This is a genomic window from Paenibacillus endoradicis (assembly GCF_024721975.1).
Genome location: NZ_JANQBB010000004.1, coordinates 374133 through 397669 on the forward strand (window position 1 = coordinate 374133; position 23537 = coordinate 397669).

The following is a 23537-nucleotide window of genomic DNA, read 5'->3' on the forward strand; positions in this document are numbered from 1 at the left end:
GGAAATACTGTATCTTATAAGATCTTACATTTTCGAGTAATGTAAGGTCTTTTCACTATGTTTCATGTTAATAAGCTATTGTGATAAGTATAACAGTACGAATTGTATAAAATATTGGAACAAAAAGTGTATTGTCTCTATCGCTGTAAAGGAATATTATAATCCATATCAACTGAGAATGAAAATCAGTGATAATCAACATATAGGAGTGGGTTATAAGTGAAAGGGAAGTCAACTAAAGGAATACTGGCAGCGATGGTTTTATTGTTATTACTTGTAATTACTGCGTGTGGCTCAAACGCAAATAATAAAGCAAATACAGACGAGTCAACAAATCAAAATACAAATTCTTCTCAGCAAGAGGAGGATAACACTAAAGATGAAGCGAATACGGGAGTGGAAACAAGAGTAGTAACAGGCGAATTTGGTGAGGTTACGATTCCCGCTAATCCCAAGCGTGTTGCTGGTATTTATGTAGAGGACTATCTAAAGGCACTAGAAGTTGAACCAGTTGTACAATGGTATCATCCAACATGGGGTACGCAGGAATATCTTAATTTGGACGCGCCATTGTTTGATACAACAGGTAGCTTGGAAGCATTAATGTCAGAGAATCCTGACCTTATCATATTGGATGGCGGAGGGGATAAAGAGAAGTATGATCTGTACTCCAAAATCGCACCAACATTCCGTATACCTGAGGAATCACTACAAAGCTCAGAAGAAATGTTAAAAGTGGTAGCAGACGTACTAGGTATACCTGAAAAGGCTGAAAGTGTACTAGCAGATTATAATAAAAAAGTTGATGAAGCGAAAGTGAAATTCGAGCAATCGATCGGAAAAGAAACGGTAGCAGTTATACGAGTGAATACTGGTGATAAAACGATTGCACTATTTGGAATTAAAAATCGTTTTGTAGGCGAAATATATAGTAAATTTGGTCTTGAGCCACACCAGCTTGTAAAAGATATGGATGCGTTCCAAGAAATATTGTCTGAAGAGGCTTTTGCTACGCTTGATGCGGATCATATTATCGTATTAGTATCTAATGGCGATTGGAATTCTCCAGAAAATGCAGATGCTATCGAGTTACTTAATAGTCCATTGTGGAAAAATGTACCTGCATTTGCTAATGATCATGTCTATAAGGTAGAAAGATCGCATTGGCAAACTGGTGCTATCTATGCAAACTTCTTAAAACTTGATGATCTATTGAAATATTTGGTGAAAGAATAACAGATCCCTTATTACATTATATAATGTCGTACTTATCTTTACCGTCATTTCTCTTTTTGGAGAAGTGACGGTTCTTGCTGTTTACAGGAGCAGTCTTTTCTATTAGACTATTCTTAAGAGATATTGATAATCATTATCATTTATTAACGGGAGGAAAATATGGAAGAACATCTACAGGAAGTGTACAGAGCATCTAACGTAGCCTACAACTGGCGAGAGATTGAATTCGTAACAGTACCAGCTTCACGTTCTCCGATATTAGTATGTTCGACGTATACGATGCTACTTATTACTAGTGGTAGTGGAATCATTATGAAAAATAAAATGCGAGAAAGAGTGCTTGGTGGGGATTGTATAATGCTACCCCCTGGCGAAGCTATCGTTATTAAAGTCGGAAATGAACCTCTTACTTATTATCGAATTAGCTTTGAAGTTTATGGTCGTCTCAGCTCAGAATCCATTGCAACTGGTCAACCATTGCTTGATAAATTGCTAGATCAAGGAATTATTAGCTGTGAATCATTTTCTTCCTGCTTACTATTAGCAGAGGAATTATATAAATCACATATGCTTATAGATGAACTAGAGCAAATGGAGAATCAACTCAGATTCCAAAAGTTATTATTATATATATTGAAGCAATTTCGTAGTACTAGTCGTGATACTCACCTAAAAAAAGATATTCAAGATTCTATTGAATTCATTAATAACAATTATCATCAATCCATTAGTATTGAAGAACTTGCAACAATGACTTCTACCAATCGCTGGCGCTACACTCAGCTTTTCAAAGAAATTACAGGTCAGCTTCCAATAGATTATTTGAATACACTACGAATTGATAGATCTCAGCAATTGTTACTCATGACAGAAGATAATTTACAACAGATTGCTCAAACGATCGGATATAGCACGGAATACTATTTTAATAGGAAGTTCAAACAAAAGGTAGGAATGACGCCAGGCAAATATCGAAGTGGTTATAAAGCTAACTGCAACATATTTGCTCCATTTCTTGAAGATTTTTTGATAGCGCTGGACGTTAAGCCAGTGCTGCAATGTTCACACAAACAATGGGGACAACAGGAGTATTTGAATATGAATGAAGTACCAACTTTCGATGTTACGGCGGAAAATTGGTCAATGTTGTCCAAATATGACACGGAATTCGTTATCTTGAGCGAAGGTTATGAGCGTTGGAGTTTGCAGCAATGCAGTCAGATTTCACCTGTATATAAACTTTTTAGTAGTGCAGAGAATTGGCAAGAGACACTTCAGACGATTGGTACGATACTTGGACGCAAAGATAAGGTGGCCACAGTTATTGAAGAGCATGAACAGTATATTGCACAAGCTAGAGCTCAGCTTTCACAGTCATTAGGTAATGAAACGGTGGCAGTGCTACGTATTTCATCTAATACCATCCATCTGTATGGTGGTCCAACAAGGGGCTACACCGGACCGCTTCTATATCAAAATCTCGGTCTTGCACAGCCAGCTATGGTTCAACGAATTTCTCCAGATGAACGGAGAGTTAATTTATCTATTGATGCCTTATCGAAGTTAGACGCAGATCATATATTTATTACTTTTGAGAAAGAGGATGAGCACGGGACTGGTCGAGAGTTACTGCAATCATCCGTTTGGAAAGAACTTCCCGCTGTGAAGGGTAATCGAGTATATGAGGTGGACTTCTATGCGTGGATGAACTACGGAGTGTTATCTCATAATCGGAAGATAGAAGATATTCTACGGGTATTAGCATAGTTATCTGACATCGAATATGAAGCAGTTATTTCTAATATTATAGAACAATACTTGAAAACCGAAGGTACTCAGAACCTCCGGTTTTCTTTATAATCTGGACATCCGAGTATCCACTACAAACAGGAAATCGATATTTTGTACAAAAGATAAATTTATTTCGTCCATTGCATAAACATTCATTTTAGTTTATAGTTCACTTATATATGATAATGAGAATCGTTATCATATATAAGAAGTGCAATAGATAAGACAACTAGCTCAAGGAGGAACAACATGCTTCGTCAGTTTTTTGAATATTATCGTCCTTATAAGAAGTTATTTATTCTTGATTTTGGATGTGCCATATTGGCAGCTTTATTAGAATTAGCATTTCCAATTGCAGTGAATCGTGTAGTGGATAACTTACTTCCAAGCGGTAATTGGAATTGGATTTTATACGCTTGTATTGGATTACTTGTTATCTATATTATTAGTTCAGTCTTACACTTTGTTGTTACATACTGGGGACATATGCTCGGAATAAATATCGAAACGGATATGAGAAAGCAATTGTTCAATCGAGTACAAAAGCTATCATTCCGTTTCTTCGATAATAACAAGACGGGACATCTAGTCTCTCGTATGACCAATGATCTAATGGATATCGGTGAAATTGCCCATCATGGTCCGGAAGATTTGTTTGTTGCTATTATGACACTGACTGGAGCATTCGCTATTATGCTAGGCATTAATTGGCAGCTAGCTGTACTTACTTTTGTCATTGTGCCGTTAATGATCTACTTGTCACTTCATTTCAGTAAAAAAATGTCTAAAGCTTTTTCTCGTATGTTCTCAGATGTCGCAGATTACAATGCAAGAGTTGAAAATAATATAAGTGGTATTCGCGTTGTTCAAGCTTTTTCTAATGAAGACCATGAAATTGCGAAATTTGCAGATAACAATAATCGCTTCCGTATTTCCAAGTTAATTGCTTATCGTATTATGGCATGGAACTCATCATTTAGTTTTGTATTAATGAAATTTGTATCGATCTTTGTTTTAATATTCGGCACATGGTTTGTACTAAATAAACAAATGAGCTATGGAGAATTTATTGCGTTTGTTATGTTATCGAATGTTTTCTTAGGACCAATTAAACAAATAAATTCCGTTATTGAAACCTATCCGAAGGGGATTGCAGGCTTCCGCAGATTTTTGGAACTGCTTGAAACTGTACCCGATGTAGATGATAAGCCGAATGCGGTTCATCTAGATCAAATTAAGGGAGATATCTCATTTTCCAATGTAAGTTTTACGTATGATGACAAGGATCCGGTGTTGAAAAACATTAATCTTAATGTTGTAGCAGGAGAGACCGTTGCTCTTGTAGGTCCGTCAGGTGGAGGTAAAACGACACTATGTTCCTTGCTTCCACGTTTCTATGATGTAACGGAGGGCTCTATTTCTGTAGATGGTCAGGATATACGTGATCTTACTCTTCATTCCTTACGATCTCATATCGGGATTGTGCAGCAGGATGTATTCTTATTTGATGGTTCTATTCGTGAAAACATTGCTTACGGAAAACTTCATGCCAACGAGGATGAAATTTGGGAAGCAGCACGACGTGCTCAACTCGTTGATACGATTGAGTCAATGCCAGAAGGATTGGATACTTTAATCGGTGAACGCGGAGTAAAACTTTCTGGTGGGCAGAAGCAGCGGCTATCAATAGCTCGAATGTTCTTGAAAAACCCTCCAATTCTTATTCTTGATGAGGCAACTTCAGCACTAGATACAGAGACAGAAACAGCTATTCAATCTGCACTCGAAGAATTGTCTGAAGGACGTACAACACTGGTTATTGCGCATCGTCTAGCGACAATCAAAAATGCTGACCGTATTATTGTTGTAGCAGAGCAAGGAATAGCCGAGGAAGGACGACATGCGGAACTATTACAATCACAAGGAATTTATAGTCGTCTACATCAAGCCCAATTCGGCTCTTAATTAGGTTACCAGAGATAGTTCGTAACCTTAAACGATAAATTTATAGATAGGGAGAGCAAGATGGCAGTAATACAGGAATCTAACGGCATGACAACTACATCACCTGTGAAGCTAAGAACTCGTCCAATTACAGCTACATTAATTTTAATTGGAGGTTTAGTGGCATTACTATTTAGTATGGCTGTATCTATTTCATTTGGTGCAGCAAAGATTCCTTTATCGTTGGTGTGGGAAGCAGTATTTCAATTTAATCCGAATATAACTGAACATAATATTATTCAGGAACTCCGCCTTCCACGTGTTATTGGAGGAGCAATGATTGGTGCAAGTTTTGCAGTAGCAGGAGCAATTATGCAAGGAATGACGCGTAATCCAATGGCAGATTCAGGTTTGCTTGGAATTAATGCCGGTTCTGGCTTTGTTATTGCACTTTGCTTTGCCTTTTTCCCAGGGTTACCGTTTTCGACACTAATTATCTATTCCTTTATCGGAGCGGCAATGGGAGCAGTTTTGGTTTTCGGTGTTGGATCTATGGCTGTAGGTGGTCTAACGCCTATAAGACTAGTGCTTGCGGGAGCAGCAGTAAGTGCACTACTTATTGCTTTAAGTCAGGGTATAGCGCTCTACTTTAGAATTGGACTCGATCTTGCTTATTTCTATGCAGGCGGAGTTGCTGGGACGAAGTGGTCTCATCTGAAGATAATGTTACCGTGGGTTGTTGGAGCATTAATTACAGCGATGATCCTTTCCAGATCTATATCGCTATTGAGCCTTGGAGAAGATATTGCTGCTGGACTAGGGCAAAGAACGAAGCTCGTTAAGTTTGTAGGAGTAGTTGTAGTACTTATTCTAGCTGGATCAGCGGTATCAGTGGTAGGATCAGTAGGTTTTATTGGTCTCATTATACCTCATCTAACACGCTATTTAGTTGGTGTTGATTACAAATGGATTATCCCTTGCTCCGCAATTCTTGGTAGTTTACTAGTTGTACTTGCAGATCTATGTGCACGATTAATTAACCCTCCTTATGAGACACCAATCGGAGCACTTATTGCCATTATAGGTGTTCCCTTCTTCCTATATCTCGCTCGTAAAGAGAGGAGGGAGTTATAGATGGAACAATCACCGGTATTTCTTGCTTCCGGGCAGCGGAAGAAAAGATCCTATATGATTATAGGAATTTTGATTCTACTTATTATTATTGCTTTCATTATTAGTATGAACAGTGGTCATATGAAGCTCGGACCTATAACTGTGTTAAAAACTCTTTTCGGCTTCGGAACGAAACAACAATCGACTATTTTATTTGAATTTAGATTGCCTCGTATTGTCATTTCGATGCTTGTCGGTGCAGGGCTTGCCGTATCAGGATGTATTCTTCAAGGTATTTCTCGAAATGCGCTTGCAGATCCAGGTATTCTAGGGATTAACGCAGGTGCAGGGTTAATGGTTATGCTATACATTTCTTTCTTTACTACAGCAACAATAGGATCGATCTTTCTAGTACCTGTACTTGCATTAATTGGTGCAGGTGCAACAGCGGCGTTAATCTATACCCTATCATACAAGAAAAATGAAGGAATCTCGCCGATTAGACTAATACTGACAGGGGTTGCAGTTGCAGCGGGTATTAGTTCAGTAATGATCGTATTGACCTTGAGGCTAAATCCAGATAAATATCAAATGGTTGCCACGTGGTTAGCAGGCAGTATTTGGGGAGCAAACTGGAGTTACGTGCTCTCGCTGCTTCCTTGGATTATTATATTGATACCACTGGCTATGTATAAGGCGAAAATAATGAACGTATTGAGTTTAGGAGATCAGACGGCGACTGGGCTAGGTGCTCCCATTGAGAGGGAGAGAATAATTTTACTAGCAATTGCAGTTGGACTTTCTGGTGCTTCGGTAGCGGTAAGTGGCGGAATAGGTTTTGTCGGCTTGATTGGTCCTCATCTTGCGAAGCGAATTGTTGGTCCAAAGCATCAATTTCTTGTGCCTACATCAGCACTTGTAGGAAGCCTACTTATGCTTGTCTCGGATACCGTCGGACGTGTTATATTGCAACCTTCTGAAATACCAACGGGAATTGTTGTAGCAGTTCTCGGAGCACCATATTTCTTATATCTGTTAGCAAAATCGAAATCTTAATATAGATGGAGGACATACTATGGAAAATAGACATATACTCGACGTGACGATTGTGGGCGGTGGACCTGCAGGGTTATATGCGGCGTTTTATGGTGGTTTACGAGAAATGAGTATTAAGATTATCGAGTTTCAGCCCTATCTTGGTGGAAAGGTACATATCTATCCTGAGAAAATGATATGGGACGTAGGTGGTTTGAAACCTATTCCTGGCGCACAACTAATTGAACAGTTAGTGTCACAAGCAAGAACGTTCGAGCCAGAGGTAGTACTGGGGCAGAAAGTGATCTCTGTATCTAGAGGTGAGGATGGCATATTTGAACTGCTATCGGCAACCGGAGAGAGGCATTATGCCAAAACGATTATATTTGCAGTGGGCGGAGGTATATTAAAGCCTACTAAGTTGAATATTGAAGGTGCTGAACGTTTTGAAGTATCGAATTTGCATTACACTGTAAAATCACTTGCGCATTTCAAAAATAAGACTGTATTAATTTCTGGTGGAGGAAATGCTGCAATTGATTGGGCTAATGAGCTTGAACCTATCGCCGAGAAAGTGTACCTAACTTATCGTAGTGACATGCTTAAAGGCCATGAGGCAGAGATATCGCGACTTCGTAATAGTTCCGCAGAGCTGTTGCTCAATACAACGATCGAGACACTGGTAGCTGCCGATAATCATGAATCTATAGAACGAGTCATATTGAAGAAAAATGATGATAATGAACAATTAGAACTGGCAGTTGATGAAGTTATTATTAACCATGGTTATGAACGTGAGATGGAATTATTGAAACAAAGTGAGCTGAAAATCGAACTTGAAGAGGATTACTGGATTGCAGGTACTCCGATGAGTGAAACATCAGTTGAGGGTATTTATGCAGCTGGTGATATATTGCATCATGAAGGCAAGTTACATCTTATAGCAGGAGCATTCCAAGATGCTGCTAATGCGATTAACAAAGCGAAGCAGTTTATTACACCAGACGCAAGAGCTAATGGAATGGTGTCCTCTCACAATGAGTTATTCAAACAGAAAAATAAGGAGCTCTTGAAAGAGCTTTTATCTAAATAGCATTTAATTTGATATTAAAGGAGTGCATATTATGGAAAGATTATATACCGAGCATCTGCATATTGCCTATTCCGAGCGAGTTATTGTGGATGATCTGAACATGGTCATCCCAAAAGGAAAGATAACTGCTTTAATAGGTGCTAATGGCTCAGGAAAATCAACAATATTAAAGGCGTTGGCACGTATGCTAAAGCCAAAAGCAGGAATGGTTTATCTTGATGGTAAATCCATACATGGTATGTCTACAAAAGAAGTAGCAAAGCATCTAGCTATTCTCCCACAAAATCCAGTAGCACCTGATGGTCTAACTGTCTCTGAGTTAATTTCGTATGGTCGTTTCCCTTATCAAAAGGGATTTGGTTCGCTTACTAAGGAAGATAAGGAAATTATTCATTGGGCGATAGAAGTGACAGGAATGTTGGAATTTCATGATAGACCAATCGATCAATTATCGGGAGGTCAACGTCAAAGAGCTTGGATTGCCATGGCTCTTGCCCAAGGTACAGACATGTTATTTCTAGATGAACCTACAACGTATCTAGATATGGCGCATCAACTTGAGGTACTTAAGTTGCTTCAACAGTTGAATACAGAGCAAGGTAGAACGATCGTTATGGTTGTACATGACCTTAATCATGCTACTCGCTATGCACAGCATATTGTCGCGATTAAGCAAGGAAAAGTCATCAGTGAGGGATCACCAGAAGAGGTAGTGACTAAGGATGTATTACGAGAGGTATTTGGTATCGAAGCAGATATTATTGCTGATCCTAGAACGGGCGTTCCGTTATGTATTCCATTTGAATTAGCAGATGCTATTTCAGATGATTCAGAGCAAGTCGAAGTAAAGCGTGCAGTGGCTATGGCTTAAAAATTTGTAATGGTTGATTCAATCTATTCGACGGTAAGATCAATTCTAATATAGCTTAGATCTAAATCAGTGTGATAGTGGATTTAGATCTTTTGCTCGTATTTTATTTTCACTGTTGCAAAGCAAAATAAGTTAATGTAATATAATGAATGAATATTCATTCCGTTTGTAAGGAGAAAGATATGGCTAACAATAAGCGTGAAGATATACTCAGCGCAGCACTGCAATTATTTGCAAATAGAGGCTACGATGGAACGACTGTGCCGATGATCGCTGACCAAGCCGATGTAGGTGCAGGAACGATATACCGTTATTTTGAAAGTAAAGAGCAACTAGTAAATGTCCTATTCCAGCAATGGGTTGGAAATTTAGCCAGCAGTATCGTGATGGGTGAAGAAGAGAATCAATTGCCACTTAGGGAACAATTCAGTTGGATATTTAAGAGATTAATCTCTTTTTCTAATGATCATCTAGATGCAGTATTGTTTATAGACTCGCATTGTGGTGCTCTTTATTTAGATGAAAAAAGTTCACATGAATTTAACGTAATGCTTAACGTATTTCAAGAAGTACTTGAATATGGTAAGAGAGAGGGAATCATTAGAGACTTTAATGTGAATGCATTAATTGGCATGGTATGGGGAGCATTCGTACAGCTATTTAAACTTATTCGTGGTGGCATACTACAAAATACTGATGAGCTGTTCTACCATGCTGAAGAAAGTTGTTGGGCCGCATTAAAAAATAGCGGATAAAAAATGAACCTACTATAGGTTCTATTACAGAAGAGGAATGAATATTCATTCCAAAGACACAGGAGGAGTTAAGGTGAAGAAATGGTTGAACATTAGATCGATAAGTTTTATAAGCTGGATTGTTATAACGATACTTGTTCTCGTGATGATGCCTAATATGGATCAGCTTGTTAGAGAGAAAGGTCAAATAACGATACCAAACTCTGCACAGAGTGAAATTGCAGCGCAATTAATGAATGAAATGCAACATAAAGATAGGTCTACATATGATATTATTGCTGTATTTCATAGTGGTAATAATGAAGCTTTATCAGCAGCACAATATGCTCAAGTCGAAAGTATTATTGGACAATTAAAAACCGAAAGTAGTCGATTGGGCATAGTGGAGATGACTACTCATCTTGATAATGAAGCTGTGGAGAAGCAATTAGCATCAGAAGATGGAACTACGATTTTAATGCAGCTAGCGGTAAGTCAGAATAGTGGTACGATTACGGAGGTCGCTAATCAATTAAATGAAGTAGTTGATCAAGAAGGAATAGAGACATATCTAACAGGAACGGGATTAGTATTAGAGGATTTTGTACAATCTTCGCAAGAAGGTATTCAGCGAACAGAAGTAATTGCTATTGTATTTATACTTATTGTACTTATTATTGTGTTCCGCTCACCAATTGTTCCACTTATCTCATTACTGTCGGTAGGTGTATCTTATCTCGTATCGATGGGTATTGTTGCACAGTTAGTAGATCATTTTAATTATCCGTTCTCCAATTTCACGCAAGTATTTCTAGTCGTTATTTTATTCGGGATTGGTACGGATTACAATATACTATTATTTACTCGGTTTAAAGAAGAACTCAGTCGATCGAGCAATGTTCTAGAAGCTATTAAAGCTACGTATTCATCAGCTGGAAAAACAGTTATATATAGTGGATTAGCTGTTTTTATAGGCTTTATTACACTGCTATTCGCGGAATTCCAAGTTTATCGTTCAAGTTCAGCAGTTGCTATCGGTGTTGCTGTACTAATTCTCGTATTACTTACTTTGAATCCATTCTTTATGGCTATTATGGGCAGAAAAATGTTCTGGCCAGTGAAAAAGTTCGAAGGACATAGTGACAGTCGCTTATGGGCAACTTTATCTAAGTTTTCAGTAGGGCGACCGATTATTACAGTAATAATTATTGCAGCATTATGTCTTCCGGTCGCATTGTCATATAGCCAAGTGCTGAGCTATAACGATCTTATTGAAGTTGAAGATCACTATCGTTCTAAACAAGGAATTAATGTAATTGAAGAACATTATTCTGCAGGTTTCTCTTCACCTACAACATTAGTATTAAAGATGGATCGTGAGCTCGATAATACAGTAGACTTACAAGCTATAGATGAATTAGCTGCTTCTTTATTAAATGTAGACGGCGTATCGAATATATTCACCGTTACGCGGCCTGAGGGTGAAAAGATTAATGACTTATATATTAGCGATCAGACAGAAACTCTTAATTCAGGATTGGATGAAGTATCAGATGGAGTCAATACGATTAACGATGGATTTAAGGGTGTAGAGGAGCAGTTAGGTAGTCAGGACACCAATGATCTAGATAGTATTCAACAATTAATTGATGGCACAAGTACAGTTCAAGCAGGGGCGACTCAGTTAGGTGATGTACTAGTTCAACTGTCAGACGGGATATACAGTGGCGCGACAGGTGCAGATGAACTAGCAACAGGGCTGACAACCTTACAGAAAAATATTACAGAGCTTTCTACAGGTGTATCTAGTTTGTATAGCGGATACTCCGAATTATATTCAGGGTTGAATTTGTATGGGGACCAATTTACATCGATTAAGCAAGCGATTAATGGTACCATCGAAGGTTATAAGCAAATCGAACAGAGTATGAATCTACTTATCGAAGAACAACCAGAGTTAGCCGATCATACGAGTATTCAAACGACATTAGCGGTAGCATCCTCAGCACAGTCGCAATTATCCGAATTAGTCATTGGGCTCGAACAATTTAGTACACAACATCAAACGGCGATGTCGGCATTAGCGACAGCGAATAAATCATTGTTAACGGTGAGCGGTGCGTTTGGATTAATGAATGATGGTGTTAAAGCACTTATCACAGGATCAGATAGTTTAAATAAAGGATTAGAAGAAGGCGCACAAGGCTCAGCTCAATTAGCTGGGAAAAGTGGAGAGCTGGCAACGGGTATTAAGCAAATTAACGATGGACAACGTGAAATATTAGCTAAATTAACGGGACTTGTTGAACAAATGACAGAATTGCAAAGTGGCTTATCCGAGAGTACTAACGGATTAGACCAGATTAGTGAAGGATTAACGGAAGCTCAGAATTATTTGAATGGTTTAAGTGGTTCGTCAGCTGCTCAGAAATTTTATATTCCTGACGATATCATTGTAAGTGATGAATTCAAGCAATCGATGGATATGTATATGTCAGATGATCGCAAATATGTAACGATGAACATTGTGTTGTCTGTCAATCCGTATAGTAAAGAAGCTATTACAATCGTACAAAATGTGAGTAAGCAGCTTCAAGCATCGATTGAAGGTAGTATATTACAAGATGCAGAATATGCACTTGGTGGCAAGTCATCGCAAAACGTGGATCTTCAACAAATTTCAAGCTCCGATCTGAATCGAACAGCAATTATGATGCTAATTGGAATAGGTATTGTATTACTATTTATAACAAGATCACTGTGGAGTTCATTGATTATAGTTGCATCTTTATTAATAACTTATCTCGTGTCACTTGGTCTTACAGAATTAGTAACGACTAAAATATTAAAGGTCGAAGCAGTTGGTTGGAATGTACCATTCTTCGGATTTATTATGATTGTTGCGCTTGGCGTAGATTACAGTATTTTTCTGATGATGCGCTATCGTGAAGTACAACATATTGAGAAAGATGCAATACTCGTTGCCGCACGTAATATCGGTGGCGTTGTTATCTCTGCAGCGATTATTCTTGGAGGAACGTTCGCAGCTTTAATTCCATCAGGAATATATACATTGATTGAAGTAGCTATTATGGTTATTTTCGGATTAATGATATTGAGTCTCATTATGTTACCTGCATTTATTCCTGCTATTATGTCTTTAATGGGAAAAGTGAGTAAGCGTCAATCTAATGAAGAGTAACTATGTTTAATTAATCGGAGTAAGTTATACGAATAGTGTGATATATTATCTAATTCGATAGTTTAAGCAGCAAAGTAGTAATAAGATATGAAATGCCTAGCAGGGAGGATAAAACTCTCTCTGCTAGGCATTTTACGCTTCCTAGAAATGAATTATAATAAACAAGCAGATAGTTAAAATATAGAAGTTATAGAACATTAAATTAACATCGGTTAGATTGCTAGAAAGGCTATTTTTTACGAACTAAGACTTTGTATTACTAGAGGAGATCTAACAGTGATTACTATTTCATTAATAGCTTTATTCCTCACTTTATCTCATTGGATTTTAAGAAAAAAGATTGTTGGTACAGATAGAGAGGAACTTACTGAAGCAGGAAAAAAAGTTAATATATGGGGTAAGATAGTACTTACAATCATAATATTTACTACGATAATATTTTTGTTTAGTGTAGATATTTTAGCTGGTGAAGTCATGAAGTGGTTTTGGATGGTAGTAATAATAATGGGATTGGGCTTTCAGACATTTATAGATTGGAAGTATTTGAAGGATTCGATAGAATATATTGTTTCACTTATTGTGCTAATTCTGGGTGTAATGTTGATTTATTTCCTGTACTAATTATAGGCAGGATAGTGCAACAATAAAACTATATTTTCGTCGGAAATAGGAAAGGTACAAGGGGGGATAGTTTGAGAAAATATCTGTTGTTACTAATTTCACTCTGGCTGGTAAGCACTTTCTTTGTAATAGAGTCAATACACGCAGATTGGGCTCATAAATTTGTTGTAAACGACGGTAAATCCTTTATCATTTCTGACAATCCAATTGAAACGGATCAAATCGGTTCAAAAATCGGCAAAGTTACATCATTTTCAGACGAGGAAGGCACATACTGGGGTAATTTTTCGAATTACTATCCGAAAGGTACTGAATATTACAGTATCAAAGGTGTTGACATCGATGAAGCGATTGCAATAAAGGTGAATGATGAATCATTCGTAAAGGCGAACTATAATGGTGAATATGAAGGTGCACTATTTGATTGGAGAAAACTTGTATGGTATATTGTCGGGGCATTCTTGCTATACATTGTTATTATCTTTGTGAAAAACAATAGGAAATGAATATAACACTAATATAACTAAATTTTAACGGCAGTCGAATATTCGACTGCCGTTAAAATTTAGTTAACAGACAGCATAGTCCGCAAAAAAATACTGCCGAATCGTTCGGCAGTATTATAAATCTAATTATTATTTACCTAAAATATCATGAAAAAACTTCTCTAACGCTGATACATCCGTAATATTGTGGTTGCAAGTATCACTGTCCACACACATATAGTTGCCCATTGCCTTATAGTAATCGGAAGACGCCTTCGCCGGCTTTGTTTTAATAACCGAAGTAAATAATGCGACCTTTTCATGCTTATTACATAAAAAGCACACGCCCTTTTTATGTGTTGGAGTAAATCTTCCTTCTATTCCGACTACCAGGTTGTTTAGACGATAAACGAGAAACATTTTGTTCGTAGCGATATCAGTCCAACCGAGATAGGTGACATAGCGGTAATCAAGCTCCGACCAATTTGGCGTCTTCAGCTTTTTAATTTTCGGAAACAACTTCTTCAACTGGTTATCCGTTACCTGTGGGAATGCTTCCAGATAAGGTTCAAGTGATTTCAAGTACGATTGAAATTCATTTGCTGTGTTGATTAAGGAAATCGCATGGAGCGATTGTAGTTGTTGTTCGTTAGTTACGGGACAAGCCTCTAACACTTTAACTTGAGCCTGTTCTCGAACTGACTGTATTACCTTCTGATTGGCTGCCGTATTACAGACACTTTGAAGCAAATCTACTTGCTTCTTAATCAGATTATATTGATGGTTTCTAATGAATGTATTGCTCATGCTTTTCAGCCCCTTATTTTATAATCAAAAATTCAATAAGGTGCAAAACCGATTCTTAGAAACGATATAGAGCGAAAGTTTATTGAACCGTCCACCCCCACGCAAAGTATCGCCCCTAAATCAGGCTTTGCATGAGTCGCTGCTCATCCCGGCAAATTGATTTACCATCACTACCGACCCCCTTTGGTTAATTTCATTGTAAAATAAAAAGTTCGACGACACAACTTTAATGGAAGAAAAATGGAAATACTATTTGGTTTACAATTGGATGAAATTGTAACATATGGTCTGTTAGAAACGTTTAGTAAATGAGGCATTAATAATGCTAAGGGGGATTACGATGAAAAGAAAAATAAATTTGGTGTTACTGATTTGTTTTATGATAAGTATGATGATGATTTATGCTGCTTCGAATGTTTATGCTTGTTCTTGTATCGAACCTTTAACTGTCGAAGAAGAACTCGACCGTTCGGAAGCTGTTTTTACTGGTCGTGTCCTTGAAGTTAAAGATATTAAAAATCTAAACGGATACATGACGAAATCTGCATTATTCGAAGTTAGTCAAATATGGAAGGGAGGATCTGAATCGCAAATTATTATTTATACAGGAGGCGGCGGAGGTGATTGTGGATATCATTTTGAAGAAGGTAAGGAATATTTAGTGTATGCCAATCTATCCACTATGTATGGAGATAAAGAGCAACTTGTATCGATAATGTGTGATAGAACGAATGTATTAGCCCAAGCACAAGACGATTTAGCTATATTAGGTGAAGGAAAAGTACCGACAGAACAAGTGAATCTTGAAAAAGACTCAGCTATTTTAGGCGAAGGTAAAGTAGCAACAGAACAAGTAAGTCTTAACGAGAAAGTTAAGGCTACTCAATTGTATGTTTGGGCTATAGTCGTTGGGATTGTAGTGTTAGGTATGATATTTTTCTTTGTTTGGAGAAAACGGAGAAAATAACTATCAGCACTTATTTTTCATTTTGGCTGATTGATATGCATATAAGTGACATGAACAAATAGCAGTTGCTACGAAGGCAGTATTAACATTCTCAACTGACGGTCTGGAGAGTGCAGAAAGTACATATATCTGTCAGTGAATCTTTATTAAACGATTAATATTATATGGAGAAAGAGGGTGAGTAGAGTAATGAAACCTAAGATGAGAAATCTTCTCGTACTACTTTTAGTATTATCTATTACGTATAATTTTTATATGTTATATGATAACAAGCACTCTATCAAACAAGAGCAAAGACGAAATCAATCTGGTCTAGGGTTTATTTCCATTCTTGGGAAGAATATAGCTGGAAGGTTAGAGGAATTTCTCGATCATTCTCATGAAGTAGGAAATGAAGAGGCTAGAGAAATACTTTTTAATTCATGGAGAATTGTTCAAGGGGAAAGTCGAAGCATCAGTACAGAATTAACTATCATGAGTCCAAGGTATATGGGGGACCTCGCGCCTAAGTGGAGCTTATTACAGTATAGCTTAATACGTATCGATCAATTTTTGTACGGTTTAGATCTTAAATTTTTAGAACAACGTTCTTATTCTATAAACGATGAGGAAACAGAGAAATTAAAGGCTGTTATTACTGTATATACAAAAATAAACGAAGAAGTAAATAAAGAAACTGAAAATTCTGTGCTTGTAATTGACTCATTAACTGAACAAATGAAGATTATAGATGAGTATTACGCAACAACCTTGGAGAGCATAAACCAAGATTAAATACCAACAAGTGTTAATTGGTGTTTAATCTACCATTGATTGTAAAACCTTTACTAATTGCTCTGGTGTAGTGCGACCAGTAACAATATACCATGTTTTTCCGTTATCATAAGACCAGCCACCATCCGATCTAACACCCTCTTTTGTATCATAAGCAGTATATATATATTTCCCACTCAAATCCATGGCGGTAGTAGCTTAATATCTGCAATAATATACTATAGGCCCTTAAATATAAGATGTATAGTTACATGAGATTAGCTTAGAAGGAGTTCTTCTCATGAATATTACATCGTTTTTGATATACTGTTTTATTGTTACTTTTACACCAGGACCTACTAATATCGTAATATTATCCACAGTGAATAATTTCGGGTCAAAAAAGGCAATGGAATACACGTATGGAGCAACAATTGCTATCGGTTTATTACTTGTTATTTCAGCTGTGATGAATACGATGCTTATCACCATAATTCCAAAAATTTTAATTGTTATGCAGATATTAGGAAGCATGTATATGTTATATCTCGCTTATCAAATTTACAAAATGAATACATCAGAACCAACCATAAACCAAACTGCTACCTTTATGTCAGGCTTCTTTATGCAATTTTTAAATCCAAAGGTAGTAATATTTACAATGACTGTTATTCCTAGTTTTATTTTGCCTTACTATACGGCAATACCTGAGATCACAATAAGCATTGTAATTATAACTATAATTGGACTTTTAGCATTTATTATGTGGGTTCTGTTCGGTACAATTTTCAAAAAGTTTTTACAGAATCATAAAAAAACTGTGAATGTAATAATGGCATTATTTTTAGTTTATGCTGCAATTATGATATGGATGTAAGTAAGCAATTTTTGAGGTGAATGAAGTGGACAAATTTATTTATAAAAAATCGGCAGGTATTACTGCGTTGTCAGCAAGTATTACTGATTTTAAGTATAAAAAGCACTCTCACCAAGAGTATGCAATAGGTGTAACATTGCGTGGTATTCAACAGTATAACTTGGAGGGCAGTTTACAATTATCATATCAAAATGGTGTTATGCTTTTTAATCCAGAACAGGCGCATGATGGAAGGGCACATGATGAAGAAGGCCTTGATTATGTCATGTTATATATTGATCCACAATTGATTCTAGATGTTATTGAGAAGAAGAATATAGTGCGGTTTTCAACCCCTATTGTTTATGATTATAGAATTGAACAAAGAATATTAAGTCTATCTAAAGCAATATTAAGCGATAAAGATGAGGCATATTGTAGTGAATTACTTTTATCGCTCACAGATAGCCTTATTCACAATAACCTTTGTGCAGACTATAAGAAAGATAACGAGCTAATCAGAAAAGCAAAGGATATGCTTCATAATAACTTAGAAAATGTACTTAAACTTGAGGAGATATGTAAAGAGCTAAATTTATCGAAATTTCAGTTTATCAGATGGTTTAGTACTCATACTGGCATTACACCGTACCAATACTTTCTTAACTGCAAGATAGAACGTGCAAAGCAACTTTTGGATAACAATAGAGATATATATTCTGCTGTAACTGAATGTGGTTTTTTTGATCTAACCCATTTAAATAGACACTTTAAAAGGGTTTATGGAACAACAGCATTTGAATATATGTCACATAGATAATGAAGAATTATGCTGAAACAACTAAAAATAAAGATCCTTTAAACGAAATAAATAATCGCCTAGAGGATCTATGGTTTATTTTGAAATTAGTTTAATGTAAATTTACAATTTTTAAATTCCGTTCTTGTAAATTCTCGATTATTTTTGGCAAAGCATCAATAACAGATTGAGATTCATGAAAAATAATGACGGATCCGGATACTTCAGTGTCACGTACATAATTGAATATTTTATCGGAATCATGGGTTTTCCAATCTTCCGAATCCTTATTCCAAAGTATTACTTTGAATTCATTATTATATATTACTTCTTTTACTTGTTCATTTAAGTCTCCATAAGGTGGTCTGAAGAGGACTACTTCTTCCTTTGTAATTTCCTCTATTGCCTGAGCAGATTGTAATAGTTCATCTTCTTGTTTTTCAATGGAGAGCTTAGTCATGACAGAATGGTTCATGGAATGGCTACCAATTGAATGCCCATTTAATTGAACATATCGAACAGAGTCAGGATATTTTTTAGCATTTGTTCCTAAGAAGAAAAAAGTACCACCAACCTTATATTGTTTTAAAATATCGGTGATTGCCATTGTATACTTAGAAGGCCCATCATCGAATGTAAGAGCAACATATCCTTCTGCAATGCTGTAAGTTATGGAATCATCTATTTCTATATAAGGAAAACTGGATTGACTAGAATCATCACTTTCTAATTTAGTAGCAGATGTAATATTTTTTTTTTCAAGTGTTAAATTGACTGGAATAATACTAATCTCTGAATGGGAAGCAATTGCAACTGTACCATCGATTTTAGTCTTATATACATCGTGATTTGAAGTTACAAATATTATGACTAATATAACACTAATTATAGATAACCATTTAAAAATAGAAATATAACGTTTTGAAATAACTAATTCATTTTTCTTAATTTTTTTTGGAATCTTTGTTTCATCAAGTGCAGGCAGGTTCATAGAAATGAATGGTAGATTATTTAAGTCAGTAATACTTTGGCTGTTTTTAATAGATTCTAAACAGTTTTTGTAATCTACTGAACAAGTGAAATATATTCGATCACTTATATTTCGGTATGTTTTTGTAAGTGAACCAATAAATTGGTTTTTGGATGTGTCTAATAGTGTATGTAACGATAATCTATATTTATGATTTCCATCGAATTCAAATATGTTTTCAAATTTTTTAGCAGTTTCGCTGTCAATTCTCCAAAAAAATTCAAATTCTTGTTCACAGGTTAATTTTATACGCAAATATGACTTTTCATTTTTCTTTTCTATAGCTACTAGTTCAAGTAATTTTACGTAATTTACTGACATCGTTGTTCCTTTCTCTAGTAGCAGAAGCAATTATTTCACAAAACAATTTACTCTGATTGTGATGGATTAGAGGTGGAAGTCTTTGTTGAAAAAGAGAAAGACATTCTCTCGGTAAAATCATTAATGGTATTCATTAATTCTGCTTTTTCATTAACAATTTTTTGATACTGCTCGGAGTATTTTTGATTTTCGATTTCTAAGCTTCGAATCCTATCATCAAGTTCGTTAACTTTTAACATGCTCTGATATTGATTTTTTGAGGATTCCTCGTAATGTTTATTGTATTTAGATATTTCTATTTCAAGTTGATTTGAAATCTTCTCGTATTCCATATTTGATGCAAGTTGGTATTCCTTATAATCTTCGAGGAGCTGATCATAGCTCATTTGTTTATTTGTCAGGTTATTTTCTAAATCACGAATTTCCTTGTTTTTATCTTGAAGTTGTTGATCTTTTTTTATTTGATCGTGTTTAAAACGAGTAATCGTTTCATTTGTTGCATTTAATTGTTCTTCAAGCCCTTTGTTTTTATAAAATAGCAGTTGTCGTTCCTTTAGCATGTTTTCTATTGAAACCATTACATCCAAAACAACTTTATCTTGATTATCTTTTGCAAAAAATTGTTTATTGCTATCTGTGCTTGCTTGCTCAGACTCTTCCATTGTTTTAATAGTTTCGTCGAAAACAAATTCAGTTATGAGTTCTTGCTTTTCTGCAGAATTCTTATCCAATTGATTTTGGTTTGATAGGACACTCTTAAACCAATTCTTCCCTTTTTTCTCTATTTCACTGGCCAAAATATCATCTCCTATTGAAACGCATAAGTGTAAGGTTCTTCCCTGTAAAAGTATAGCATTGTATTACATTCCTAATTTTATTGTATATCGAGCTCGAATATTGTCAACTATTGTCGTTATTTTTAATGATAAGTACTATTTAATACTGTAAGGGACTTTATGCTCTATATCCTAGATAAAGATTTATTAAAATAATGTAAGTTTTGTTTAAGCATAGATCTGGGTAACATAGGAGATATTACAGAAAACTTCTCCAGATGGGCGGTTATTATGAAAAAATTGATAATATCACTATTAACACTACTAATTATGTCGGCCGTTTCAGTAGGAGCAACACCTGAATACGCAAAATGGGGTAAAGTTGCAGTAGAGGTAACACAAAAACGATACAGCGCAGACATTATTGATTATAAGCACATCAGTCGCACTCACCTAACAACAAAAAAGTCTGAAGAGAAATTCAAACTATGGATTAGAAACAAGGAAGGTATAGAGTTTGGGGTTTACGTATCGATCCAGTTTGACCCGTCAACTGAAATAATTCAATCGATTCAGTTTTCTGAGTAGATAACGATTTCTATAGGTATTGATACTTCGTTTAATTTCAAGATGGTTAACCTACGAATCTTGCAATATCCCTGTCTTTCGGCGCCTCCGGCTCATGAAGACCAAACATAATGCTATTACTGTGAGAATAATTCCAAGCAAATGAAATCCCTCGAAATTAAATTTACCTCCCATTACAATCCCTATCAACAATGAAGAGAGAATAGTTCCTAGGTATCTTGATGTATTAAATAATCCTGACGCAACTCCGATTATCTCTTTTGGAGAACTTTGGAACAAGACAGCTTGCATACCTACATTGTTCAACCCGTTGCTAATTCCGAATGCCACCAACGCAAAGCATACATTCATTACCGGTGTAGTTTGATTCAATGTCACGAGCCAAATCGAACCTAATGTCATCAAGATTGCGGATATCAGCAATGCTGGACGAGCTCCTGATATATCGATCCACCTTCCTGCTATTGGGGAAGTAACTAGCGAACACAAGCCTAGGCTTAGCATGAGGATTCCTGTTTGGAACTCACTGACATGACGAACGATCTGTAAGTAGGACGGGATCCCAAAAAAGAGTGAGTAATAAAGTACGTTGACGAGCATGAATTCGACATTAACCCAAATCATCTCAGGATATTTGGCGAATGTCCGCAACGGAATTAAGGGTGACTTTGCTTTTAATTCATGTCTTACGAATGCCCACAGCAGAGCGATGCCTATCAACAAGGTAATCACATTATATAATGAGATATGTCCAGATGCTTTTGCTGAGAGTAATCCAAGGAGCAGGGCAACCAATCCTACTATGAAGAGTAAAATACCTGATACATCAATCAAATCAAACCATTTACGTAAGGTCATATCTTGTGCAACAAATGTTAATGATTCGTCCTTAGGAATATTCCTCCAACATAATAGAAAACTAACCAGTACAAGTGGAATATTGATAATAAAGATAGCTGGCCAGCTCCACCAGTGAATGATGACTCCACCTATAAAAGGACCAATTGCTGCAGCTCCGGATAAGAATATGGACAAAATAGATAGCGCCGTTGCTTGTTTCTCCGTAATATGAATTCGAACAATAGCCATCCCCACTGCCACCATCATGCTTGTTCCGATCGCTTGCAGAATGCGGAAAATGATGAGCCAACCGAAGTTAGGTGATAGTGGAGCAAATAATGATGCAATGAAAGATACAACTAGTCCGGTTAGAAACACCTTCCTGCGTCCGAATAAATCACTGGCCTTTCCCATAATAGGTTGAGCGATGCTACTTGCAATGTAGAAAGAGAAAATGATCCATGAAACAGCTGTAAAATCAAGATTAAACACATTTTGAAGCCTGGGAATGGCGATTGAAACCATTGAAGAATTTAATGGGTTCAATAGTATCCCAAGACCAACGGAAATCATCAACCACTTGCTACGAACATTCATTTTTGGTCCCCCCTGAAGTTTATTAATATCATCGTAATTGAAACTATTCATTTATTCCAACGCATTTCATGTTATGATTTCATTGATTCAAAGGAATGAAATGGGGGTATGAAATGGAACTTCTTCAACTGCAGTATTTTCTTGCGGTAGCCAGGTTGGAACATATGACGGAAGCTGCACGGAATCTACATGTTACTCAATCGTCACTAAGCAAAACAATTCAACGCTTGGAGGAGGATCTAGGGGTACCTCTTTTCGATCGAAGTGGAAGGAGGCTACGATTGAATGAGTTCGGTAGTAAATTCCTTCTCCGTGCTGAGAGGGCTTTGTTTGAATTGGAACAGGGGAAGCAGGAGATAAGTGATTTGTCCAAACAGGAACATAGCACACTCGAATTAGCAGTGACCACAGCAAGTACATTGCCTAATATCCTTCGAGAGTTTCGAAAAAAGCGGCCAGATATTCAATTTCATGTGCAAATGCTTACTACGCAGGAAATGGTTACACTTCTTAATAGAGGAGAGGTTGATTATTGTTTGTCCTCACCTCCTTTAACAGGGGAGAATATCGAATGTCAGATTGTGTTTATCGACCCAATCCTTGTAGCCGTTCCAAAGGAACATCGGCTAGCAGATCGAAGTAGCATATCTTTGACAGAATTAAGGGATGAAAGGTTTGTTGGTGTAAAGAAAGGCTTCGGGACTCGTGATCTAGTAGACTCTATTTGCCAATCGGCTGGATTTTCACCTATATATGTGTATGAGGGGGATGAACCTGCAAGGCTTAGTGCTCTTGTGGAAGCGGAAATTGGCATAGCCTTCATACCAAGCACGGCGAGATTTTCACGGGAACATATCAAGTATCTCCAAGTACAGAATCATGAATTGGTACGGGAGATCGCTTTATTAAGTCACAAGAGTAGGTATATTTCTCAGGCTGCTTTGGAATTCCGTGAGGTCGTTGTAGAATATTTTGAATCAATATCACAATAGACAATTGAAACAGGCTGTTAAACTAGTCGATGATATTATTAACTATAAGTAATGAAGCTTTCGTTCAATGAACTGAGAATATCAAC

At 36.6% G+C, this 23537-nt stretch carries 22 protein-coding genes; 17 read left to right on the forward strand and 5 right to left on the reverse strand.

What is annotated here, in order from left to right; translation table 11 throughout:
• The first annotated feature begins 219 nt into the window (after positions 1-219).
• From NV377_RS15700 to NV377_RS15750, 11 genes are all read left to right on the forward strand, one after another.
• Positions 220-1236: an ABC transporter substrate-binding protein gene (locus NV377_RS15700; protein ID WP_258201731.1), complete on the forward strand. Its 1017-nt coding sequence runs from the start codon at positions 220-222 to the stop codon at positions 1234-1236.
• Between the two features lie 159 nt (positions 1237-1395).
• On the forward strand, positions 1396-3003 hold the full coding sequence (locus tag NV377_RS15705) for a helix-turn-helix domain-containing protein (protein WP_258201732.1): 1608 nt from the start codon (positions 1396-1398) through the stop codon (positions 3001-3003).
• A 273-nt stretch (positions 3004-3276) separates the two neighbouring features.
• The gene (locus NV377_RS15710; protein WP_258201733.1) at positions 3277-4992 is read left to right on the forward strand and encodes an ABC transporter ATP-binding protein; all 1716 of its coding nucleotides are present in this window, start codon (positions 3277-3279) and stop codon (positions 4990-4992) included.
• Between the two features lie 60 nt (positions 4993-5052).
• Entirely contained in the window at positions 5053-6105 is a 1053-nt protein-coding gene (locus NV377_RS15715; protein ID WP_258201734.1) for a FecCD family ABC transporter permease, read from the forward strand.
• Positions 6106-6159: 54 nt separating this feature from the next.
• Positions 6160-7140, forward strand: a complete 981-nt coding sequence (locus NV377_RS15720) for a FecCD family ABC transporter permease (RefSeq protein WP_373425825.1) — start codon at positions 6160-6162, stop codon at positions 7138-7140.
• 19 nt (positions 7141-7159) lie between these two features.
• Positions 7160-8212 carry an NAD(P)/FAD-dependent oxidoreductase gene (locus NV377_RS15725; protein WP_258201736.1) on the forward strand — a complete coding sequence of 351 codons (1053 nt, stop codon included), beginning with the start codon at positions 7160-7162 and terminating at the stop codon, positions 8210-8212.
• A 31-nt stretch (positions 8213-8243) separates the two neighbouring features.
• Complete coding sequence (locus tag NV377_RS15730; RefSeq protein WP_258201737.1) at positions 8244-9083, forward strand: ABC transporter ATP-binding protein; 840 nt, start codon at positions 8244-8246, stop codon at positions 9081-9083.
• A 182-nt stretch (positions 9084-9265) separates the two neighbouring features.
• The gene (locus NV377_RS15735) at positions 9266-9838 is read left to right on the forward strand and encodes a TetR/AcrR family transcriptional regulator (protein WP_258201738.1); all 573 of its coding nucleotides are present in this window, start codon (positions 9266-9268) and stop codon (positions 9836-9838) included.
• 37 nt (positions 9839-9875) lie between these two features.
• Positions 9876-13019, forward strand: coding sequence for an MMPL family transporter (locus NV377_RS15740; RefSeq protein ID WP_258201739.1), 3144 nt, complete (start codon positions 9876-9878; stop codon positions 13017-13019).
• Positions 13020-13295: 276 nt separating this feature from the next.
• Positions 13296-13640: a DUF4181 domain-containing protein gene (locus NV377_RS15745; protein ID WP_258201740.1), complete on the forward strand. Its 345-nt coding sequence runs from the start codon at positions 13296-13298 to the stop codon at positions 13638-13640.
• Between the two features lie 71 nt (positions 13641-13711).
• Positions 13712-14146, forward strand: coding sequence for a hypothetical protein (locus NV377_RS15750; RefSeq protein WP_258201741.1), 435 nt, complete (start codon positions 13712-13714; stop codon positions 14144-14146).
• Positions 14147-14275: 129 nt separating this feature from the next.
• Here NV377_RS15750 and NV377_RS15755 read toward each other — a convergent pair whose 3' ends face one another.
• Complete coding sequence (locus NV377_RS15755) at positions 14276-14932, reverse strand: FusB/FusC family EF-G-binding protein (RefSeq protein ID WP_258201742.1); 657 nt, start codon at positions 14930-14932, stop codon at positions 14276-14278.
• A 340-nt stretch (positions 14933-15272) separates the two neighbouring features.
• Between NV377_RS15755 and NV377_RS15760 the strand changes: the two genes are divergently transcribed.
• A complete protein-coding gene (locus tag NV377_RS15760; protein ID WP_258201743.1) occupies positions 15273-15899 on the forward strand; it encodes a hypothetical protein in 627 nt (208 codons plus the stop codon).
• 189 nt (positions 15900-16088) lie between these two features.
• Positions 16089-16673 (forward strand): hypothetical protein, encoded by a 585-nt coding sequence (locus NV377_RS15765; protein WP_258201744.1) that lies wholly within the window; start codon positions 16089-16091, stop codon positions 16671-16673.
• 24 nt (positions 16674-16697) lie between these two features.
• Here NV377_RS15765 and NV377_RS15770 read toward each other — a convergent pair whose 3' ends face one another.
• Complete coding sequence (locus NV377_RS15770) at positions 16698-16859, reverse strand: hypothetical protein (RefSeq protein WP_258201745.1); 162 nt, start codon at positions 16857-16859, stop codon at positions 16698-16700.
• 94 nt (positions 16860-16953) lie between these two features.
• Here NV377_RS15770 and NV377_RS15775 point away from each other — a divergent pair, with 94 nt between their 5' ends.
• On the forward strand, positions 16954-17529 hold the full coding sequence (locus tag NV377_RS15775) for a LysE family translocator (protein WP_258201746.1): 576 nt from the start codon (positions 16954-16956) through the stop codon (positions 17527-17529).
• 25 nt (positions 17530-17554) lie between these two features.
• Positions 17555-18328: a helix-turn-helix transcriptional regulator gene (locus NV377_RS15780; protein ID WP_258201747.1), complete on the forward strand. Its 774-nt coding sequence runs from the start codon at positions 17555-17557 to the stop codon at positions 18326-18328.
• A gap of 91 nt (positions 18329-18419) precedes the next feature.
• On the opposite strand, the gene NV377_RS15785 is transcribed toward NV377_RS15780, so the two are convergent.
• Positions 18420-19658 (reverse strand): polysaccharide deacetylase family protein, encoded by a 1239-nt coding sequence (locus NV377_RS15785; protein WP_258201748.1) that lies wholly within the window; start codon positions 19656-19658, stop codon positions 18420-18422.
• Positions 19659-19705: 47 nt separating this feature from the next.
• Entirely contained in the window at positions 19706-20455 is a 750-nt protein-coding gene (locus NV377_RS15790; protein ID WP_258201749.1) for a hypothetical protein, read from the reverse strand.
• Between the two features lie 270 nt (positions 20456-20725).
• On the opposite strand from NV377_RS15790, the gene NV377_RS15795 reads away from it, so the two are divergent.
• Complete coding sequence (locus tag NV377_RS15795; protein ID WP_258201750.1) at positions 20726-21022, forward strand: DUF3889 domain-containing protein; 297 nt, start codon at positions 20726-20728, stop codon at positions 21020-21022.
• A gap of 51 nt (positions 21023-21073) precedes the next feature.
• Here NV377_RS15795 and NV377_RS15800 read toward each other — a convergent pair whose 3' ends face one another.
• The gene (locus NV377_RS15800) at positions 21074-22459 is read right to left on the reverse strand and encodes an MFS transporter (RefSeq protein WP_258201751.1); all 1386 of its coding nucleotides are present in this window, start codon (positions 22457-22459) and stop codon (positions 21074-21076) included.
• Between the two features lie 113 nt (positions 22460-22572).
• On the opposite strand from NV377_RS15800, the gene NV377_RS15805 reads away from it, so the two are divergent.
• Positions 22573-23451 (forward strand): LysR family transcriptional regulator, encoded by an 879-nt coding sequence (locus NV377_RS15805; RefSeq protein WP_258201752.1) that lies wholly within the window; start codon positions 22573-22575, stop codon positions 23449-23451.
• The last annotated feature ends 86 nt before the right edge of the window (positions 23452-23537 follow it).

What these genes read in the sequence shown, in the direction of transcription:
- NV377_RS15755 (WP_258201742.1), bottom strand. Translation starts at nt 14,932, where the DNA reads ATGAGCAATACATTCATTAGAAACCATCAATATAATCTGATTAAGAAG.
- NV377_RS15775 (WP_258201746.1), top strand. Translation starts at nt 16,954, where the DNA reads ATGAATATTACATCGTTTTTGATATACTGTTTTATTGTTACTTTTACA.
- NV377_RS15710 (WP_258201733.1), top strand. Translation starts at nt 3,277, where the DNA reads ATGCTTCGTCAGTTTTTTGAATATTATCGTCCTTATAAGAAGTTATTT.
- NV377_RS15765 (WP_258201744.1), top strand. Translation starts at nt 16,089, where the DNA reads ATGAAACCTAAGATGAGAAATCTTCTCGTACTACTTTTAGTATTATCT.
- NV377_RS15725 (WP_258201736.1), top strand. Translation starts at nt 7,160, where the DNA reads ATGGAAAATAGACATATACTCGACGTGACGATTGTGGGCGGTGGACCT.
- NV377_RS15740 (WP_258201739.1), top strand. Translation starts at nt 9,876, where the DNA reads ATGAATATTCATTCCAAAGACACAGGAGGAGTTAAGGTGAAGAAATGG.
- NV377_RS15785 (WP_258201748.1), bottom strand. Translation starts at nt 19,658, where the DNA reads ATGTCAGTAAATTACGTAAAATTACTTGAACTAGTAGCTATAGAAAAG.
- NV377_RS15800 (WP_258201751.1), bottom strand. Translation starts at nt 22,459, where the DNA reads ATGAATGTTCGTAGCAAGTGGTTGATGATTTCCGTTGGTCTTGGGATA.
- NV377_RS15805 (WP_258201752.1), top strand. Translation starts at nt 22,573, where the DNA reads ATGGAACTTCTTCAACTGCAGTATTTTCTTGCGGTAGCCAGGTTGGAA.
- NV377_RS15715 (WP_258201734.1), top strand. Translation starts at nt 5,053, where the DNA reads ATGGCAGTAATACAGGAATCTAACGGCATGACAACTACATCACCTGTG.
- NV377_RS15770 (WP_258201745.1), bottom strand. Translation starts at nt 16,859, where the DNA reads ATGGATTTGAGTGGGAAATATATATATACTGCTTATGATACAAAAGAG.
- NV377_RS15705 (WP_258201732.1), top strand. Translation starts at nt 1,396, where the DNA reads ATGGAAGAACATCTACAGGAAGTGTACAGAGCATCTAACGTAGCCTAC.
- NV377_RS15720 (WP_373425825.1), top strand. Translation starts at nt 6,160, where the DNA reads ATGATTATAGGAATTTTGATTCTACTTATTATTATTGCTTTCATTATT.
- NV377_RS15795 (WP_258201750.1), top strand. Translation starts at nt 20,726, where the DNA reads ATGAAAAAATTGATAATATCACTATTAACACTACTAATTATGTCGGCC.
- NV377_RS15760 (WP_258201743.1), top strand. Translation starts at nt 15,273, where the DNA reads ATGAAAAGAAAAATAAATTTGGTGTTACTGATTTGTTTTATGATAAGT.
- NV377_RS15735 (WP_258201738.1), top strand. Translation starts at nt 9,266, where the DNA reads ATGGCTAACAATAAGCGTGAAGATATACTCAGCGCAGCACTGCAATTA.
- NV377_RS15730 (WP_258201737.1), top strand. Translation starts at nt 8,244, where the DNA reads ATGGAAAGATTATATACCGAGCATCTGCATATTGCCTATTCCGAGCGA.